Origin of the sequence: Micromonospora sp. NPDC048930 (genome assembly GCF_043197935.1) — a bacterium.
Taxonomy (GTDB): Bacteria; Actinomycetota; Actinomycetes; order Mycobacteriales; family Micromonosporaceae; genus Micromonospora.
In genome coordinates this window covers 397,753-413,928 of the sequence record NZ_JBICUB010000003.1, presented here as the reverse complement: position 1 = coordinate 413,928, position 16,176 = coordinate 397,753, and the positions used below count along the sequence as shown (strand labels likewise).

General features: G+C 74.7%; 17 protein-coding genes. 6 read left to right on the top strand and 11 right to left on the bottom strand.

Annotation, left to right across the window (positions count from 1 at the left end):
• Window positions 1-5: 5 nt before the first annotated feature.
• Both ACGFI9_RS10700 and ACGFI9_RS10695 read right to left on the bottom strand, forming a co-directional pair.
• On the bottom strand, window positions 6-1,325 hold the full coding sequence (locus ACGFI9_RS10700) for a hypothetical protein (RefSeq protein WP_393177346.1): 1,320 nt from the start codon (window positions 1,323-1,325) through the stop codon (window positions 6-8).
• Window positions 1,322-2,254, bottom strand: coding sequence for a glycosyltransferase family 2 protein (locus ACGFI9_RS10695; protein WP_393177344.1), 933 nt, complete (start codon window positions 2,252-2,254; stop codon window positions 1,322-1,324). The genes ACGFI9_RS10700 and ACGFI9_RS10695 overlap by 4 nt, the downstream gene beginning before the upstream one ends.
• 622 nt (window positions 2,255-2,876) lie before the next feature.
• On the opposite strand from ACGFI9_RS10695, the gene ACGFI9_RS10690 reads away from it, so the two are divergent.
• A complete protein-coding gene (locus ACGFI9_RS10690; RefSeq protein ID WP_393177342.1) occupies window positions 2,877-3,713 on the top strand; it encodes a polysaccharide deacetylase family protein in 837 nt (278 codons plus the stop codon).
• 98 nt (window positions 3,714-3,811) lie between these two features.
• Here ACGFI9_RS10690 and ACGFI9_RS10685 read toward each other — a convergent pair whose 3' ends face one another.
• The gene (locus ACGFI9_RS10685; protein WP_393177340.1) at window positions 3,812-4,600 is read right to left on the bottom strand and encodes an SDR family oxidoreductase; all 789 of its coding nucleotides are present in this window, start codon (window positions 4,598-4,600) and stop codon (window positions 3,812-3,814) included.
• Between the two features lie 143 nt (window positions 4,601-4,743).
• Here ACGFI9_RS10685 and sigJ point away from each other — a divergent pair, with 143 nt between their 5' ends.
• Window positions 4,744-5,628: an RNA polymerase sigma factor SigJ gene (gene sigJ / locus ACGFI9_RS10680; protein ID WP_393177338.1), complete on the top strand. Its 885-nt coding sequence runs from the start codon at window positions 4,744-4,746 to the stop codon at window positions 5,626-5,628.
• 90 nt (window positions 5,629-5,718) lie between these two features.
• Here sigJ and ACGFI9_RS10675 read toward each other — a convergent pair whose 3' ends face one another.
• From ACGFI9_RS10675 to ACGFI9_RS10665, 3 genes are read right to left on the bottom strand one after another with little or no spacing between them, the layout of a single operon-like run.
• Window positions 5,719-6,345 (bottom strand): class I SAM-dependent methyltransferase, encoded by a 627-nt coding sequence (locus tag ACGFI9_RS10675; RefSeq protein WP_393177336.1) that lies wholly within the window; start codon window positions 6,343-6,345, stop codon window positions 5,719-5,721.
• Complete coding sequence (locus ACGFI9_RS10670; protein ID WP_393177334.1) at window positions 6,342-7,022, bottom strand: DUF2064 domain-containing protein; 681 nt, start codon at window positions 7,020-7,022, stop codon at window positions 6,342-6,344. The genes ACGFI9_RS10675 and ACGFI9_RS10670 overlap by 4 nt, the downstream gene beginning before the upstream one ends.
• Window positions 7,019-7,693, bottom strand: coding sequence for a glycosyltransferase family 2 protein (locus tag ACGFI9_RS10665; RefSeq protein ID WP_393177332.1), 675 nt, complete (start codon window positions 7,691-7,693; stop codon window positions 7,019-7,021). The genes ACGFI9_RS10670 and ACGFI9_RS10665 overlap by 4 nt, the downstream gene beginning before the upstream one ends.
• Before the next feature lie 145 nt (window positions 7,694-7,838).
• Here ACGFI9_RS10665 and ACGFI9_RS10660 point away from each other — a divergent pair, with 145 nt between their 5' ends.
• Window positions 7,839-9,218, top strand: coding sequence for a hypothetical protein (locus ACGFI9_RS10660; RefSeq protein ID WP_393177330.1), 1,380 nt, complete (start codon window positions 7,839-7,841; stop codon window positions 9,216-9,218).
• Between the two features lie 46 nt (window positions 9,219-9,264).
• Here the strand turns inward: ACGFI9_RS10660 and ACGFI9_RS10655 are convergent, their stop codons facing one another.
• Entirely contained in the window at window positions 9,265-10,326 is a 1,062-nt protein-coding gene (locus ACGFI9_RS10655) for an NAD-dependent epimerase/dehydratase family protein (RefSeq protein ID WP_393177328.1), read from the bottom strand.
• A gap of 160 nt (window positions 10,327-10,486) precedes the next feature.
• On the opposite strand from ACGFI9_RS10655, the gene ACGFI9_RS10650 reads away from it, so the two are divergent.
• Together ACGFI9_RS10650 and ACGFI9_RS10645 are read left to right on the top strand one after the other, a co-directional pair.
• Entirely contained in the window at window positions 10,487-11,815 is a 1,329-nt protein-coding gene (locus ACGFI9_RS10650; protein WP_393177326.1) for a molybdopterin-dependent oxidoreductase, read from the top strand.
• On the top strand, window positions 11,808-12,257 hold the full coding sequence (locus ACGFI9_RS10645; RefSeq protein ID WP_393177324.1) for a hypothetical protein: 450 nt from the start codon (window positions 11,808-11,810) through the stop codon (window positions 12,255-12,257). The genes ACGFI9_RS10650 and ACGFI9_RS10645 overlap by 8 nt, the downstream gene beginning before the upstream one ends.
• A gap of 11 nt (window positions 12,258-12,268) precedes the next feature.
• Here ACGFI9_RS10645 and ACGFI9_RS10640 read toward each other — a convergent pair whose 3' ends face one another.
• Both ACGFI9_RS10640 and ACGFI9_RS10635 read right to left on the bottom strand, forming a co-directional pair.
• Complete coding sequence (locus ACGFI9_RS10640; RefSeq protein WP_393177322.1) at window positions 12,269-12,592, bottom strand: nuclear transport factor 2 family protein; 324 nt, start codon at window positions 12,590-12,592, stop codon at window positions 12,269-12,271.
• A 27-nt stretch (window positions 12,593-12,619) separates the two neighbouring features.
• Window positions 12,620-13,411, bottom strand: a complete 792-nt coding sequence (locus ACGFI9_RS10635) for an SDR family oxidoreductase (protein ID WP_393177320.1) — start codon at window positions 13,409-13,411, stop codon at window positions 12,620-12,622.
• 115 nt (window positions 13,412-13,526) lie between these two features.
• Between ACGFI9_RS10635 and ACGFI9_RS10630 the strand changes: the two genes are divergently transcribed.
• Window positions 13,527-14,030 carry a winged helix-turn-helix transcriptional regulator gene (locus tag ACGFI9_RS10630; protein ID WP_393177318.1) on the top strand — a complete coding sequence of 168 codons (504 nt, stop codon included), beginning with the start codon at window positions 13,527-13,529 and terminating at the stop codon, window positions 14,028-14,030.
• Between the two features lie 6 nt (window positions 14,031-14,036).
• Here the strand turns inward: ACGFI9_RS10630 and ACGFI9_RS10625 are convergent, their stop codons facing one another.
• Window positions 14,037-14,876 carry a PhzF family phenazine biosynthesis protein gene (locus ACGFI9_RS10625; protein ID WP_393177316.1) on the bottom strand — a complete coding sequence of 280 codons (840 nt, stop codon included), beginning with the start codon at window positions 14,874-14,876 and terminating at the stop codon, window positions 14,037-14,039.
• Window positions 14,873-16,099, bottom strand: coding sequence for an SLC13 family permease (locus tag ACGFI9_RS10620; RefSeq protein WP_393177314.1), 1,227 nt, complete (start codon window positions 16,097-16,099; stop codon window positions 14,873-14,875). The genes ACGFI9_RS10625 and ACGFI9_RS10620 overlap by 4 nt, the downstream gene beginning before the upstream one ends.
• Between the last annotated feature and the right edge of the window lie 77 nt (window positions 16,100-16,176).

Here is a 16,176-nt window from a genome sequence, read left to right as displayed (position 1 = left end):
GGCGCTCACGACGAGCCCAGCGGGAGGTCGGCGTGCCAGTAGCGCTGGGTGACGTCGTTGCTGGCCATCACCACCATGCCGGTGGCACTGGTGACGTTCTGCTTGGTGGTCGTCACGTTGTTCATGTTCGGCGAGAGGGCGTCCCGGATGATCGGGGTGCCGCGGCCGTCGGGGAAGGCGATGCTGCTCATGGGTGAACTCTTCATGAAGATTGTTCCCGGGTAGCCCGTGTAGGGACACCCGCTGTCCGGCGCGGTCATGAAGACGTACAGCGTCTGGTGTTCGGAGTCGATCAGCAGGACCGGCCGGGTGTGGCAGTCCTTGATCTGCCCGACCCGGTAGCTGGACCAGGCCCCGGTCGCCGGGTCCCGGGCGAGGAGCATGATCAAGGGTGCCGAGGACGTGGCCCCCGCGTCGTCGAGGCTGGTCTTGATGACCGCGTAGACCCGTCCGGAGGCGTCGGCCTGGAGCGACTTGACGTTGATGTGGTCGTCGGCGCTGTTCGGGCCCTGAACCGCCGTACGCGTGACGGCCCAGGTGGAGCGCGACGCGCCGTCGACGTGCTCGGCGAAGTACACCGCGGACGCCACCTGGTTGCTCCACATCACGCCCGTCCGCGCGCCGCCGAAGCTCACCACCGACGAGATGTCGTCGCTGTCCAGACCGGTGGCGGCGGTGACCGGAAGCACGAACGGAGTGCCCCAGACCGCGTCCCCGCCCGTGGTGCTGTTCACGTAGACCTTCGAGCCCTGCGTCCAGGTCGCCCAGAGCACGCCAGTCGAGTCCTTGTCGATGGTGAGGGTCTCGCTGGAGTAGCTGGTGATCTGGGCCGGGAAGCCGGCGTCGCGGGTGTAGGTCTTCGTCGCGGCGTCGTAGCTGAAGCGGTAGAGCCGGGCCGGGTTTCCGGATGCCGCGCCCGAGGAGGAGCTGGCCCGGACGTGCGAGGAGACGTAGAGCCGGGTGCCGTCCCACAGCGCGTCGGACCGGGTCTTCGGCCGGTTGTCGACGATGGTCCCGGTGTCGACCCACTGCTGCGTGGCGCGGTTCAGCCGGAAGATGTGGTGGGTCTGGCTGCTGGTGTGGAAGAGCACCGCCCACCAGGCGCCGTCGTTCCACCACAGCTTGCTCTCCGGCTTCTCACCGGTCGCCGCCGAGCCGTCGCCCGAGGTGGACGGACCGACGTGGCCGATGTCGCCGGTGGCGGCCCGGGCCGGTGTGGTGTGCCCGCCGGCCACGGGTGTGGCGCCGAACAGCACGCCCAGCAGCAGGGCGAGGGCGTAACAGCCGCCTGCCACCCGGGCACGCCGCAGGGAACGCGGCATCATCGGGGCACCTCGCTCAGCGCCGGGTTGGTCGGCTCGGCGGCGGGGGACTGCCACCGCTGCAGCACGCGCTGGTCGATCGGGTCCACCACCGGTCGGGGGTGCCGTACGACCCGCTCCCGGATCAGGGTCCGGAGCACCCGCTGACCGTCCCGGAAGGTGTGCAGGTTGGAGGTGCCGCAGCGGCGGGGGAGTTCGTTGCTCGGTACCTCGGCGATGCGCAGGTTCGCCTTCAGCGCGTGGACCACGAGCTCGGTCTCGATCTCGAAGCCGTGCGCGGTCAGGGCGAGCGCCGGCAGGCAGTCGCGGCGGAACGACAGGAAGCCGTAGCACAGGTCGGTGAAGCGGACGAGGAAGAAGCTGTTGGTCAGCCGCACCAGCACGCTGTTCCCGGTGCGGCGCAGCGGAGTCAGGTCGGTCGATCCGCCGCCGGCCAGGAACCGGGAGCCCTTGACGAAGTCGTACCCGTTCATGAGCGGGGTGACGAAGCGGTGGATCTCGTGGGGATCCATGCTGCCGTCGGCGTCGATCATCACGATCAGGTCACCGGTGGCCGCGGCGAACGCCACTCGCGCCGCGTCGCCCTTGCCCCGGCAGTGCTGGGTCAGCACCACGATGTCGGGCCGGATGGCGCGGGCGACCTCGACCGTGCGGTCAGACGAGTGCCCGTCGACGAGAACCACCTCATCGACGATCGGCGGCATGCGCTCGAGCACCCACGCGATGTTCTTCTCCTCATTGAGCGTGGGAATGACCACACTCACGGTCTCCCGCTGGGGCGGACGTGCGCTCACCTCTCCGGCGTTGCCCTCGGACCGCTCCCGCATCCGCAGGATGCTCAGTACCCGGTCACCCTGCCCGGGCGGCACGGTGCGGAGCGGCTCGGACGGCTGGTTGGGGACGTGCGTGTCGATGTCCCGGTTCAAGGTCACCGGATTCCCTCCCCGGGGGACGTCGTGAGGCAATTCCGTGGCCCGAAGTCGATCTCCCGCGGACCACCGGCAGTGACATTCGATGTACCTCTCATCAGCTCCTCTTCCCCCGTGCCCGAGCAGCGTCGAGCCATTTAGTGCCTAATGTCCGAATTGTTGCGATTCGACCTGTTTGGGTCGAGATGAACTGGAGGCAAAGCTAACACCGCACAAAGGGGAACAGGTGGGATTTGTGTGATGGATCAGGGTGATTATGGACGGCGGCTCGGCGGGCCCGGCCCGCCGACGGCGGCCCGCCGAGGGCGGCCTGGTTGGACGGTCCGCTGATGCTCTTGGTGGTGGTGTCCTGGCGGCGCGCGGAACGGCAGGCGGCCGCAGCCGGCCCGCGCCGAACTGTCCTGATTGGCACGGTCTCAGCGTGCAGTTTTTGCATTTTGCCTGGTCAGAGGGCCTGCGAACGTCCCCCGTTTCCCGCGACCACACTCAATATAGAAGGGATTTGAGAGTAAACGCCCGGATTGGGACGCTCTGCGGCTACCGTGGCGCCTGTCTCATTGGCAGAAGGAGCGACAGTGATCAGCTATGACATGACCCCGGCGGCGGGCAGCCGAAGGGCAGCCTGATGGGCAGGTTTCGGGCGCTGCGCGCCACAGCCGTCCTCACCCTGGTCCTGGCGGTGCCGCTCGGTGGCGCCTATCTGATCGGCCGGCCCCTGCTGCCGCACGCGTCACCGCCCGACCACACACCGTCCGCCACCGCATCCCCCGTCCCCGCCGGTGTCCTGATGACCACCGGCTCGGCGCACGTGGCGCTGACCTTCAACGACGGCCCCGATCCGACGTGGACCCCGCTCGTCCTGAAAACGCTGCGCCAGTACCACGTCAAGGCGACGTTCTGCCTGCTCGGCAGGAACGCCGAGGCATATCCGGAACTCGTGCGGACGATCGTGGCCGACGGTCACACGTTGTGCAACCACACCTGGAACGAGGACCTCGACCTCGGCAGCCGGCCACGTCAGGACATCGAGAGCAACCTGCTCCGTACCAGCCAGGCCATCCACGCCGCCGCACCGCAGGCCCCGATCCCGTACTTCCGGCAGCCCGGCGGGAACTGGACCCCACAGCTCGTCGCCGTCGCCGAGAGCCTGGGCATGACCGGCCTGCACTGGGCAGTGGACCCCCGGGACTGGGAAGAACCGCCAGCGGCCGCCATCGTCGCCACCGTCTCACACCGCACCGGACCGGACTCCATCGTGCTCCTGCATGACGGCGGCGGCGACCGTCTGAACACCGCCACCGCCCTCGCGACCCTCCTGCCCGACCTGCTGAGCCGCTTCCAGCTCGAGGCGCTGCCCATCGACCCACCTGAGACCGGCCAGACCCGGGCGCCATCGGCGCCTCCGCAGCAGGTGGGGCAACCGCAGGACACCGCAGCCGGACCCGGCACGGGCAGCCGCTAGTCACCCGCCCCACCAGCCCGGCAGCAGACCACAGCGAAACGGCGACCACCCACGGCCGCTGACCACCACGCCGGGGCCCTCGATGCGCGGCGCGGAGGTCACCGCCGGGTGGGCGCTGGGCGGTGGTGCGGCAGCCGCTCGGTGAGGAAGGCCTCCCAGCTCCGTACCCCGGTGTCGGCGCCGTCGAGGGTGAGGTTGTCGCCGTTCCGGTACGCCCGCCCGGCCTTGCCGGGAATCCGGACCGGCAGGAACAGCCGCCGCCGGCCGACCGCCCGCAGGTAGCGGCGCAGCAGGTCGCCCATCCCGTACACGGTCGGGCCGGCCAGGTCGGGCACCCGGCCGGCCGGCGCGCCGAGGGCCAGCTCCACCAGCCGGGCCGCCACCTCGCGGGCGTCGACCGGCTGGAGCCGGAGCCCGCCCGGCACCGGCACGACGGGCAGCTTGGCCATCTTCTCCACCATGGTCAGCACGAGGTCGTGGAACTGCGCGGCGCGCAGGGTCGTCCACGGGATGCCGGACCCGGCGATCGCCCGCTCGGCGTCCAGCTTGGACCGCAGCCAGGCGAGCGGCACCCGATCGGCGCCGACGACGGAGATGTGGACCAGGTGGCGTACCCCGGCCTGCTGCGCGGCCCGGACCAGGTGGCGGGTGGCCTGGTCGTCGCCCTTGGGTCCGCCGGCGAGGTGCAGGACGGTCCGCACGCCGCGTACCGCGGACTCGACGCCCGCGCCGGTGAGCAGGTCCGCCGTCACGTGCGTGACGCCGTCGGCGGCGGGACCGCCGTGGCGGCTGAGCACCCGCACAGGGTGCCCGGCGTCGCGCAGCAGCGGGGTGACCAGCCGGCCGAGGGTGCCGGTGCCGCCGGTGACCAGGATGGGTGCGGTCATGTCGTCCTCCGTAGGGTGTCGTGGTTCCACCCGCTCGACCCGCTCCGAACCGGATGTGTGACCGGAGTGATCGGGGTCACACGACGTCACGCGGGCGGCTCGGCCCGGGTCGGGTCGGTAGGACCCGCGAGGAAGGAACGGACATGGGCGAGGACAGCTGGCTGGCCGAGCGGTTCGAGCAGCAGCGGCCGCAGCTGCGGGCGGTGGCCTACCGGATGCTCGGCTCCCACGCCGAGGCCGACGACGCCGTGCAGGAGGCGTGGCTGCGGCTGGCCCGTACCGACACCAGCGGGGTGGACAACCTCGCCGCCTGGCTCACCACGGTGGTCGCCCGGGTCTGCCTGAACACGCTGCGGGCCCGGCACACCCGCCGGGAGGAGCCCCTCGAGGTGCGGATGCCCGACCCGGTCGTCCGCGCCGAGGAGACCGAGGACCCGGCGTACGCGGCCGTCCTGGCCGACTCGGTCGGGCTGGCGATGCTGGTGGTGCTGGACACCCTGACCCCGACCGAGCGGCTCGCCTTCGTGCTGCACGACATGTTCGCCGTGCCGTTCGACGAGATCGGCGAGATGATCGACCGGTCGCCGGCCGCCGCCCGGCAGTTGGCCAGCCGGGCGCGCCGCCGGGTGCAGGGCCGGGCCCCCGCGCCCGACCCGGACCTGAGCCGGCAGCGGGAGGTGGTCGGCGCGTTCCTCGCCGCCGCCCGCGACGGCGACTTCGACGGGCTGGTCGCCATGCTGCACCCCGACGTGGTGCTTCGCGCCGACGGCGGCGCCACCCGCGCCCGGCACACCACCGTGCTCGCCGGCGCGCGGACCGTGGCCGCGCAGGCCACCACCTTCGGGCGGTTCTCCCCGTTCGCCCGCCCGGTGCTGGTCAACGGCGCGGCCGGCATCCTGGTCAGCGCGGGCGGCCGGCCGCTGTCCGTGATGGCCTTCACCGTCAGCGACGGGCGGATCGCCGCCATCGACGTGATCGCCGACCCGGAGCGGCTGGCCCGGCTCGACCTCGCCGGCCTCGACGACTGACGGTCCCGGCGGCGACCGGGCGGGATCCTGCGCGTCGGGACCCGACCGGCGCAGTCGACGCGTCGGCCGGGCTCCCACTGCGACCGACCGCTACCCGGCGACCAGTTCGGCGAACCAGCGCCGGCCGGCGGGGTGGACCTCGCGGACGGCCAGGCCGGCCGCCGCCGCCACCTCGGGTGCCGCCCGGGTGTCCACTCGGGCCCAGCGGAAGCTCGGCCCCCGGTGCCGGCCGGAGATCACGTGCGCGTGTCCCTGCCACGCGCCGCTGCCGGGCGGGTCCAGCTCGACCAGCACGCTGCCGCCCGGGCGGAGCAGCCCCGCGCACCGGCGCAGCAGCCGCGCCGGGTCGCCGCCGATGCCGATGTTGCCGTCCAGCAGCACCACGTGCCGCCACCGGCCCTCCGCCGGCAGCGGCTCGAACAGGTCCGCCTGGACGGCGACCGCGCCGCGCGCCCGGGTCAGGGCCACCGCCCGGGGCGAGACGTCGACGCCGACGGTGGTGAGCCCGGCACGGGTGAGCGCCAGGGTGAGCCGGCCCGGCCCGCAACCCAGGTCCAGCGTCGGGCCGGTACAGCGGCCCACCACCCACGCGGTCGCCGGCTCGGCCGGCCCGTGCCACCGCTCCACCGGCAGCCGGCGGCGCGTCCCGTCGGTGTGCACGAGCCAGTGCGCGCCGACCTCCCGATCCCGCAGCGCGGTGCCGAACCCGTCGGTCACCGCCGGCCCCCGGGCACCAGGGTGCGCCGCAGCGCGGCGACCTCCCGGGCGAACCGGCCGTCGGGCACCAGGCCGGCCACCGCGAGGGCGTCGGCCCAGCCGTCCACGTCCCGTAGCACCGGCAGCGCGCCGACCCGCAGGCCGCGCCCGGCCAGCGCCGCCCAGGTGAGCCGCCCGGTGGCGGGCGTGGACATCGGCACCGCCCGCAGCGCCGCCGCGTGCCGCGGGTCGCGCAGGCCCAGCGCCCACCAGCCGCCGTCGGCGGCGGGGCCCAGCACCGCGTCGGTCTCGCCGAGCCGGCGTACGGCCGCGGCCAGCCGCGCCGGGGTCGCCTGCGGCGTGTCCATGCCGATCTGGAGCACCGGCCGTCCCGGGTACGCCGCCGCCACGTCGGCGTGGGCGTACGCCAGCCGGGCGGCGAAGTCGTCGCCCCGCTGCGGCAGGACCGGCCAGCCGGCCACGGTGGCGGCGAGGTCCGCACCGTCCTCGGCGTCGGCGAACCGGCCGGCCAGCGCGAGCGCCGGGATGACGCCCGGGGTGGCGGCGACGGCGTCGAGGGTGTCGCGCAGCGCGGCGGCGGCGATCCGGGCCGCCTGCGCCGGGGTGGCGGGCGGGCAGAGCCGGGTCTTCACCGCCCCGACCACCGGCGCCTTGGCCACCACCAGCAGGACGGTCACCGCCGGCCGTCCACGTGGCGCAGCACGGCGACGAAGTCTCGGGTGGCGCGGAGCGTGCCACGGACCGAGCCGGAGACCTTCGACCGGGTGCCCTCGGCGCGCGGGGCGTACGCGACGTCGCGCTCGTGGATCCGCCAGCCGGCCGCCGCGGCCCGGATCATCAGCTCCAGCGGATAGCCGAAGGCCCGGTCGGTGACCCCGAGGGCGAGCAGCGCCTCCCGCCGGGCCACCCGGATCGGGCTGAGGTCCCGCAGCGGCACTCCCCGCTGCCGCAGCAGCGCGGCGACCAGCGCGGTGCCCGCCCGGGCGTGCCACGGCCAGACCCCGGCCCGCACCGGCCGGCGCCGGCCCACTGACAGGTCGGCCGTGCCGTCAGCCACCGGGGCGACCAGGGCGGGCAGCTCACCGGGGTCGAAGGAGCCGTCGGCGTCGAGTACGCAGACCAGGTCCGTCTCGGCGTGCTCGATACCCGTGTGCACGGCCGCCCCGTAGCCCCGGCGGGGCTCCCGCACCACCCGGGCGCCGTGCCGGGCCGCCACCTCCGGCGAGCCGTCCCGGGAGCCGTTGTCCACCACGATCGCCCGGTAACCGGGCGGCAGCGCGGCCAGCACGCCCGGCAGGGCGGCGGCCTCGTCCAGGCACGGCAGCACCACGTCGATCTGTGTCGGCATGCCGCCGACGCTAGGCCGCCAGGCGCCCGCGTACGCCCCGATCGTGCTTACGGAACCCTTACCGACCAGCCGATTCTTACCGTCCGGTGACGTGTCGGCGGTTCGTCCGGCGGGACGAGCGTGGACGCCGTACGGTCCGGACGTCATGAGACCCGCACCCGCCCTGCTCCGTACCGCCCACGGCCCGGCCCGGGTCGCACCCTGGGACCGGGGCGACCTGCTGGTGCTGGCCGTCGAGGCGGCGCTGCTGGTCGCCGCGGTCGTGGTCGGGGTGGTGCTCAACCGGCGCGGCGTGGGCCTGCACGCCGACGCCGCCCCGCTCTACGCCACCTGGCGGCCGCACGTCGGCTGGGGCACCCCGCTGGCGGTGCTGGTCGCCGGGGCGGTGCTCGGCCCGGGCCTGGCCTGGGCCCGGACCGCCCGGTGGGGGCGGCTGCTGGCCGCCGGCTGGCTGGCGGCGGTGGCCTGGACGCTGTCCCTGGCGCTGGTGGACGGCTGGTCGGCCGGGCTGACCCGCCGGCTCACCGTGCAGGCGGAGTACCTGCACGAGGTGCCCGGGGTGGCGGACATCCCCCGGATGCTGGCCGGCTTCACCGACCGGATCCTCGACTTCCAGCCCGACTCCTGGTCCACCCACACCGCCGGCCACCCGCCGGGGGCGCTGCTGGTCTTCGTCTGGCTGGACCGAATCGGCCTGGGGGGCGGCACCGCCGCGGCGCTGTGCTGCGTAATGGTCGGGGCGACCGCCGCGGTGTCGGTCCCGGTCACCCTGCGGGCGCTGGGGGCCGCCGACGCGGCCCGGGCGGTGCTGCCGTTCCTGGTGCTGCTGCCCGGCGCGGTCTGGCTGGGCGCCTCCGGTGACGCGATCTTCACCGGCGTGGTCGCCGCCGGCCTCGGCCTGCTGGCCGTCCGGGGGCCGGTCGTCGCGCTGGCCGGCGGGCTGCTGCTCGGCTTCGCGCTGCACCTGTCGTACGGGTTCCTGCTCGTCGCCGCGCCGGCGGTGGCCGTGCTGGCCCTGCGCCGGGACCGCCGTCTGGCCGCGCTGCTGGCCGGGGCGGCCGGCGTCGCCGCCGTGACCGGGCTCTTCGTGCTGGCCGGCTTCCGCTGGTGGGAGGGGTACGGCCGGGTCGTCGAGCGCTACTACCAGGGCTGGGCGGCCGACCGCCCGTACGGCTACTGGGTCTGGGCGAACCTGGCGGCGCTGCTGCTCTCCGCCGGGCCGGTGCTCGGGCCGGCGCTGCGCCGCACGGCGCTCGCGGCCCGGGCCACCTGGCGCGAGTCCGGTTCCGCTGCCGTGGTGGCGCTCGGGCCGACCGTGCTCCTGCCGGCTGCCGCCGCGCTGGCGGTGCTCGCCGCCGACCTGTCCGGGATGAGCAAGGCCGAGGTGGAGCGGATCTGGCTGCCGTTCGTGGTGTGGCTGCTGGTCGCCGCCGCGCGCCTGCCGGCGCCGGCCCGCCGCTGGTGGCTGGCCGGGCAGGCGCTCACCGCCCTCGCCGTGAACCACCTGCTGTTCACGGTCTCCTGACCGGCCGCCGTGGCCGCGCACGCGGACCCGGGCCTGCCGGCCACGGTCAGCCGACCAGGGCGGCGGGTTCGCGCAGCGGGTCGGTGGCGAAGGCGGTCACCCCGTCGACGAAGCCGACCCGGGCGGTAAAGCCGAGCAGTTCCCGGGCCCGGGTGGGGTCGGCCACCACGTGCCGCACGTCGGCCGCCCGCGCCCCGCCGACCACCTCCGGCGCCGGGCCGCCCATCGCCCGCGCGAGGGCGACCGCCAGGTCCCCGACGGTGTGCGGCTCGCCGGAGCAGACGTTGACCGGGACCAGGCCGTCCGGGGTGGGGGCGGTGAGCGCCAGCAGGTTGGCCCGCGCCACGTCGGTGACGTGCACGAAGTCGCGGCGCTGCCGGCCGTCCTCGTACACCCGGGGCGCCCGCCCGTCGGCGAGCGCGGACCGGAACAGCGAGGCGACCCCGGCGTACGGGGTGTCGCGGGGCATCCGGGGCCCGTAGACGTTGTGGTAGCGCAGCGCCCACACCCCGCCCCCGGTCTGCCGGGCCCAGGCGGCGGCGTAGTGCTCCTGGGCCAATTTGCTGGCCGCGTACGTGCTGCGCGGCTCCAGCGGGGCGTCCTCGGGGACCAGGGCGGAGGCGAGGGTGTCGCCGCAGTCCGGGCAGGTCGGCTCGTACCGGCCGGCGGCGAGGTCGGCGGCGCGGCGCGGCGCGGGCCGGACCACCCCGTGCCGGGGGCAGGTGTAACGGCCCTCGCCGTAGACCACCATCGAGCTGGCCAGCACCAGCCGGGACACCCCGGCCCGGTGCATCGCGGCGAGCAGCACCGCCGTGCCGTGGTCGTTGTGGCCGGCGTAGTGGGGCGCGTCGGACGGGTCCAGCCCGTGCCCCACCATGGCCGCCTGGTGGCAGACCGCGTCCACCCCGGACAGCAGGCGGTCCAGCAGCACCGCGTCGCGGACGTCGCCGACCACCGGGTCGTGCCGCCGGGACCACTCGGGCAGCGCGCCGCCGTGCGCCTGGGGCAGCAGCGCGTCCAGGCAGACCGGTTCGTGCCCCTCGGCGACCAGCAGGTCGGCGATCTGCGATCCGATGAAACCGGCGGCGCCGGTGACCAGTACCCGCATGTGGCCCACGCTAGGGCAGACCCGTGCCCCGGTCGGGCTCTTCACGCCGGACGTCAGCACTCCGTAACACTCGCCGGTAAGGGATCGGTAATGCGGCAAAGCGGACCGGTCGGCGGCCGGGGCGTTTAGCGTCTGGCTGGAGAACTCAGGGAGGAGAGCCGTGCCCACCAGCCCACCGTCACCGGCCGGTCCGGACGGCCCGCCGTCCGCCGTCCCGGCCCGGCTGTGGCGGGGGCTGGACCGGCACCGTCCGCCGGGCGCCGACGCGGTGGCGCGCGCCTGGCGCAGCCCGGTCCGTGGACCCTGGCTGACCTCGGTGTTCGGTGTGGTGCTGCTCGCCACCCTGCCGCTGGTGATCGTCACCGGGCTGCTCGACTGGATCGCCTACGGGCCCCGGTTCGGCCAGGCGTTCCCCGGTGACGTGGGGTGGCTGCACCCTCCGGTGTTCGACTGGCCGACCCGGCCCGCCTGGCTGTTCCGGGTCACCCAGGGGCTGCACGTGACGCTGGGGATCGTGCTGGTGCCGGTGGTGCTCGGCAAGCTCTGGTCGGTGGTGCCCAAGCTCTTCGACTGGCCGCCGGCCCGGTCGGCCGCCCAGGTGCTGGAGCGGCTGTCGTTGCTGCTGCTGGTCGGCGGCATCCTGTTCCAGATCGTGACCGGCCTGCTCAACATCCAGTACGCGTACCTGTTCGGCTTCGACTTCTACACCGCGCACTGGTATGGCGCCTGGATCTTCACGGCCGCCCTGGTCACCCACGTGGTGATCAAGCTGCCCCGGCTGGTCACCGCGCTGCGCGGGCCGGGCTTCGGGCGTACCCCGCTGGACCGGACCCGGCCGGAGCCGGCGGATCCGGACGGCCTGGTGGCCCGGCGGCCGGGGCCGGCGACGATGAGCCGGCGCGGGGTGCTGGCCCTGGTCGGCGGCGGGGCGCTGCTGCTGGCGGCGCTGACCGTCGGGCAGAGCGTCGACGCGCTGCGGCGCACCGCGCTGCTGCTGCCGCGCGGCCGGCGGATCGACGACGGGCCGAACGGTTTCCCGGTCAACCGCAGCGTCGCCGCGGCCGGCGTCACCCCGGCACAGACCGGGCCGGGCTGGCGGCTGACCCTGCGCGGCGGGGGCCGCACCGTCACGCTGGACCGGGCCCGGCTGCTCGCCCTGGCACAGCACACGGCCACCCTGCCGATCGCCTGCGTGGAGGGCTGGTCCACCGCCCAGACCTGGACCGGGGTGCGGCTGCGCGACCTGGCCGCCCTGGTCGGCGCGAGCGCACCGGCGGCGGCCCGGGTCCGCTCGCTGGAACGCGGCGGCCTGTTCCGCCAGGCGACCCTCCAGGGCAACCAGGTGACCGACCCCGACGCGCTGCTCGCCCTGCGGGTCAACGGCGTCGACCTCAGCCCGGACCACGGCTACCCGGCGCGGATCATCGTGCCCGCGCTGCCCGGGGTGCACTGCACCAAGTGGGTCGAGGAGATCGCGTTCGATGGGTGAGTTCCGGCGGGCGTACGGCGCGGCGCCCTGGCACCTGCTGCTCCTGCTGGGCTGCTTCGCGGTGACCGGGTGGATCGCGCTGCGGCTGGCCGGCGAGCCGACGGCCGGGCGGATGCTGCTGTGGTTCGTGGGCGCGGCGGTCGCGCACGACCTGGTCCTCTTCCCGGCGTACGCGGCGGTCGACCGGGCGCTGCGCGCCGGGTGGGGGCGCGGCGGCAGCCCGTCGGTGCTGAACCACCTGCGGGTCCCGGCGCTCGGTGCCGGGTTGCTCCTGCTGGTCTACCTGCCCGGGATCCTCGGCCTCGGCGACGGCACGTACGCGTCGGCGACCGGCATGGCGCCCCGGGCGCGGGTCGGCCAGTGGCTGGCGGTCAGCGCGGCCCTCTTCGCCGCCAGCGCGCTGGTGTACGTCGTCCGCCGGCTGTCCCGCCGGGCGCGCTGACCGCGCGGAGATCAGGGAGCGATGCGCAACCGGCGGATGTGGGTCTCGTCGTAGTCCACGAACCGGAACCGCAGGCCGGGGAACGGGCTGCCGGGAAAGTCACCGCTGATGGTGGCGGTCACCACCGTGCCGGCCGGGGTGTCCTCGACGTCGGTGATCTCGTACGAGACCAGCGGTGTCTCGCGGCGCCAGGCGCGGATCTCCGCGATGCCCCGGTGGGTCCTCCCCTCGTCCTCGACCACGGCGTCGTCGGCGAAGAGGGCGAGGTAGGGGTCCTTGTCGGGCTGGCCGGCCAGCGCGAAGTAGCGGCGGATGATCGGGGGAGGGGTGGTCACGGGTTGCTCCTTGCTGGTCAGGGCGGGTCAGACCGTCGGGATGGTGCCGCCGTCGATGACGTGCTCGGCGCCGACGATCGCCGAGGCGCGATCCGAGACGAGGAAGGCGACCAGGTCCGCCACCTCGGCCGGATACGCGGGGCGGCCGAGCGGGATGCCGCCGAGGCTGGCCATCAGTTGGCCGAGCGCGGCGTCGCGGTCGACCCCCGACGCCTCGGCGAGCCGGTCGATCAGCGCGTCGGCCGCCGAGGTCTGGATGAAGCCCGGGGCCACGCTGTTGACCCGGATGCCGAGCGGGGCGAGTTCGTTGGCGAGTCCCTTGCTGTAGGTGGTCAGCGCCGACTTCGCGGCGGCGTACGCCAGGGTGGCCTCGTACAGCGGTTTGCGCCGCTGGATCGAGGAGACGTGCACGATGGCGCCGCGCCCCGACTCGATCATGGCGGGGACCAGCCGGCGGTCCAGCCGGACGGCCCCGAGCAGGTTGAGGTTGAGTTCCTCGAGCCAGGTCGCCTCGTCGAGGGCGGCGAACCCGCCGCCCGGCGCGTGCGAGCCGCCCACCACGTGCACCAGGATGTCCACGCCGCCGACCCCGGACAGCCGGTCGGCCACCGTCTCCGCGCCGCCGACCGACGCGGTGTCGGCGCCGATGAACAGGTCGGGGTACGGGTAGCCGGGCGGCTCGTTGCGGGCGGTGACCCAGACCGTCGCGCCCGCCTCCCGCAGCCGGTCGGCGATCGCCGCCCCGGCGCCCTTCGTACCGCCGGTGACCAGGGCCCGTCGGCCGGCCAGCGAGTCCCGGTCGGGCAGGGTCTGCGGCATCACACGTCCTCTCCTCGGGCAGCACGGGACGGACGCGCGGCGGCGTCGTATCGTGTAACTGCTGAACTAGAAGTGAGTCACTGCGACCTTAGCACCCACTCGGCGAGGAGCACGCATGGCAGGGAAGATCCGCCTCGAGGACCGCGAGTGCCCGCTCTCGGCGACGCTCGGCGTGGTGGGCGAGTGGTGGACCCTCCTGATCCTGCACGACGCGTTCGACGGGTACACCCGGTTCGACCAGTTCCAGGAGAACCTGAAGATCTCCTCCAGCATGCTGACCAGCCGGCTCCGCACCCTCACCGCCAACGGGCTGCTGGAGCGCCGCCGCTACCAGACGCACCCCGACCGCTACGAGTACGTGCTCACGGAGCTGGGCCGCAGCCTGCGACCGGTGATCGTCGCGCTCGCCGCCTGGGGCAACTCCCGGCTCGCGCCCGAGCGGCGCAGCATGATCCTCGTCGACCGGGAGACCGGCGCCGAGGTCGAGCCGGTCGTGGTGGACCGGGCCACCGGCCGACCGCTGGACCCGGAACGGTTCGTCTTCGCCGCCGGCCCCGCCGCCGGCGAGGTGATGCGCGCCCGGTACGCGGGTGTCGTGCCGGAACAGCCCGAGGGGTAGCCCGGCTCAGTCCGGGGAACGGCTGCCCTTGATCGTCGCGACGCCGCCGACCCGGACCAACGGCCCGGCCGGGCCGGGCCGGGTGCGGGCGAGCACGGTCGACGGTTCGCCGAGCGCGTCGCCCATGTCGACCGCCAGCGCGGGCACGCCCTGATCGGCCAGGTGCGCGGCCAGGCAGGCGGTGCTGTTGGCGTTGGCGATGTCCTCGGGCACCCCGATCGAGGGGGCGAACATCCGCGCCGCGGCGCGGCCGTCCGCGCCCGGCGGGTGGTAGACGTAGCAGCCCAGCAGACCCAGCCGGTCGCAGGCCGCCCCGAGCCGGGCCAGGTCGGGGGCCAGTCCGGCCAGGACCAGGCGGTCCGGGACCTGCACCAGCAGCCGCGGCCGGCCCACCGAGGCGACCCGGGACGGCGCCTCGGGCCGGATGCCCAGGGCGGCCAGGACCGGTCCGGTCTCCGCCGGGGTGGGGACGCGCAACTCGACCGGTCCGGGATCGAAGTCGGCCTCGTACCGGCCGCCGCTCCCGGTGGCCCGGCCGGGGAAGGTCCGGCCACCCGACCGCAGGAGCGTCTCGTACTCCACGGTGCCGGCGCGCTCGGCGAGCACCGCCAGCGCGGCCACCGTGCCGTGCCCGCAGGCCGGCAACTCCCCGGTGGAGGTGAAGAAGCGCAATGCCACCACCCCGTGTTGCGAGGCGTCGACGAACACCGCGTGCGACGTGCCCGCCGCCACCGGCACCGCGCGACGCTCCGCGTCGCTCCAGGACGCCTCCTCCACCACGGCGGTCGGGCTGCCGCCCCGCCCGGCGCGCTGGCAGGCGTGAACGACCGTGACGCCGGGGCTCACGAGCTCACCAGCAGGGCGGCGACCGTGGCCGTGGTGCCCAGGGCGGCGAGCGCGGCGCTGGTGGCGACGAACCGGCCCAGCGGCACCGACACCCCGGCGGCCCGGCAGCGCTCGTACCAGATGAGCGTCGCCAGCGACGCCCACGGCGTGGCGAGCGGGCCGACGTTCGTGCCGACCAGCAGGGCGAGCAGTTGCGTGTGGTGGTCGGTGGCGATGACCGCCTCGCCGGCGACGTACGCGGGCAGGTTGTTGACCACGTTGGCGAAGAGCGCGCCGACGGCGCCGGCCCGCAGCGCGCCCTCGGCGCCCGGGTCGGAACCGATCAGCGTGCCCATCACGGTGTCCAGGCCGTGCCGGCCGATGGTCTGCACCACCAGGAACAGCCCGGTCACGAAGACCAGCAGCCGCCACGGGATCAGCTTGAGCTTCAGGCTGCCCCGGGCGCGGACGGCGAACCCGGCGACCAGGATCGCGGCGGCCACCCCGGAGGCGAGTCCGATCTCGACGCCGACCAGGATCCCGGCCACGAAGAGCAGGCACGCGGCCAGCGCGGTGCGGTACAGCACCGGGTCCGGCGGCACGTGCGGCGGCGGCGGGACGAACGGGTCGGCGCCGGCCCGCGCCGGCCGCCAGTACCACCACCAGAGCAGCAGCATGGTGATCACGATGGCGACCAGTTGCGGCCACCACAGCCGGGCCGCCCACGGCACCGGATCGAGGCCGATCCGGTCGCTGGCCAGGATGTTGGTCAGGTTGGACACCGGCAGCAGCAGGCTGGCCGTGTTGGCCAGCCAGACCGTGGTCATCGCCAGCGGTGTCGGCGGCACCCCGAGCTTGCGGGCCAGCGCGATCATCACCGGGGTGAGCAGCACCGCCGTGGTGTCCAGGTTGAGCGCGATGGTGGTGACCGAGGCGAACCCGACGCAGAGCCAGAACAGCGCCCGGAAGTTGCCCCGCGCGGTGATCGCCACCCGCGCCGCGAGGGCGTCGAAGACCCCGGCCACCGCGGTCAGCTCGGCCAGCACCACCACCGTGCCGAGGAAGATCAGGATCGGGATGATCCGGCGTACGGTGGCCTCGGCGTCGGCGCGGGGGAGGAGTCCGGTGAGGACACAGCCCACGCCGATCACCGCGAGCCCGATCGCGATCCAGTCGAGCACGTGCAGCCGGCCCCAGCGGGATCGGTCCGGTGCGGCGGACGGCGGCTCGCCGACGGTCTCCACGAGGGATGATCCTCGCACACGGCCGCGCGCCCGGTCGCGCCCGACGCGGCTGCCGAGGGTGGCCACGGATTGACCGT

Excerpts from the sequence above, each read along its gene's own strand:
- ACGFI9_RS10685 (WP_393177340.1), bottom strand. The coding sequence starts at position 4,600 with ATGACCGCACCCATCCTGGTCACCGGCGGCACCGGCACCCTCGGCCGG.
- ACGFI9_RS10660 (WP_393177330.1), top strand. The coding sequence starts at position 7,839 with ATGAGACCCGCACCCGCCCTGCTCCGTACCGCCCACGGCCCGGCCCGG.
- ACGFI9_RS10665 (WP_393177332.1), bottom strand. The coding sequence starts at position 7,693 with ATGCCGACACAGATCGACGTGGTGCTGCCGTGCCTGGACGAGGCCGCC.
- ACGFI9_RS10630 (WP_393177318.1), top strand. The coding sequence starts at position 13,527 with ATGGCAGGGAAGATCCGCCTCGAGGACCGCGAGTGCCCGCTCTCGGCG.
- ACGFI9_RS10655 (WP_393177328.1), bottom strand. The coding sequence starts at position 10,326 with ATGCGGGTACTGGTCACCGGCGCCGCCGGTTTCATCGGATCGCAGATC.
- ACGFI9_RS10635 (WP_393177320.1), bottom strand. The coding sequence starts at position 13,411 with ATGCCGCAGACCCTGCCCGACCGGGACTCGCTGGCCGGCCGACGGGCC.
- ACGFI9_RS10645 (WP_393177324.1), top strand. The coding sequence starts at position 11,808 with ATGGGTGAGTTCCGGCGGGCGTACGGCGCGGCGCCCTGGCACCTGCTG.
- ACGFI9_RS10700 (WP_393177346.1), bottom strand. The coding sequence starts at position 1,325 with ATGATGCCGCGTTCCCTGCGGCGTGCCCGGGTGGCAGGCGGCTGTTAC.
- sigJ (WP_393177338.1), top strand. The coding sequence starts at position 4,744 with ATGGGCGAGGACAGCTGGCTGGCCGAGCGGTTCGAGCAGCAGCGGCCG.
- ACGFI9_RS10690 (WP_393177342.1), top strand. The coding sequence starts at position 2,877 with ATGGGCAGGTTTCGGGCGCTGCGCGCCACAGCCGTCCTCACCCTGGTC.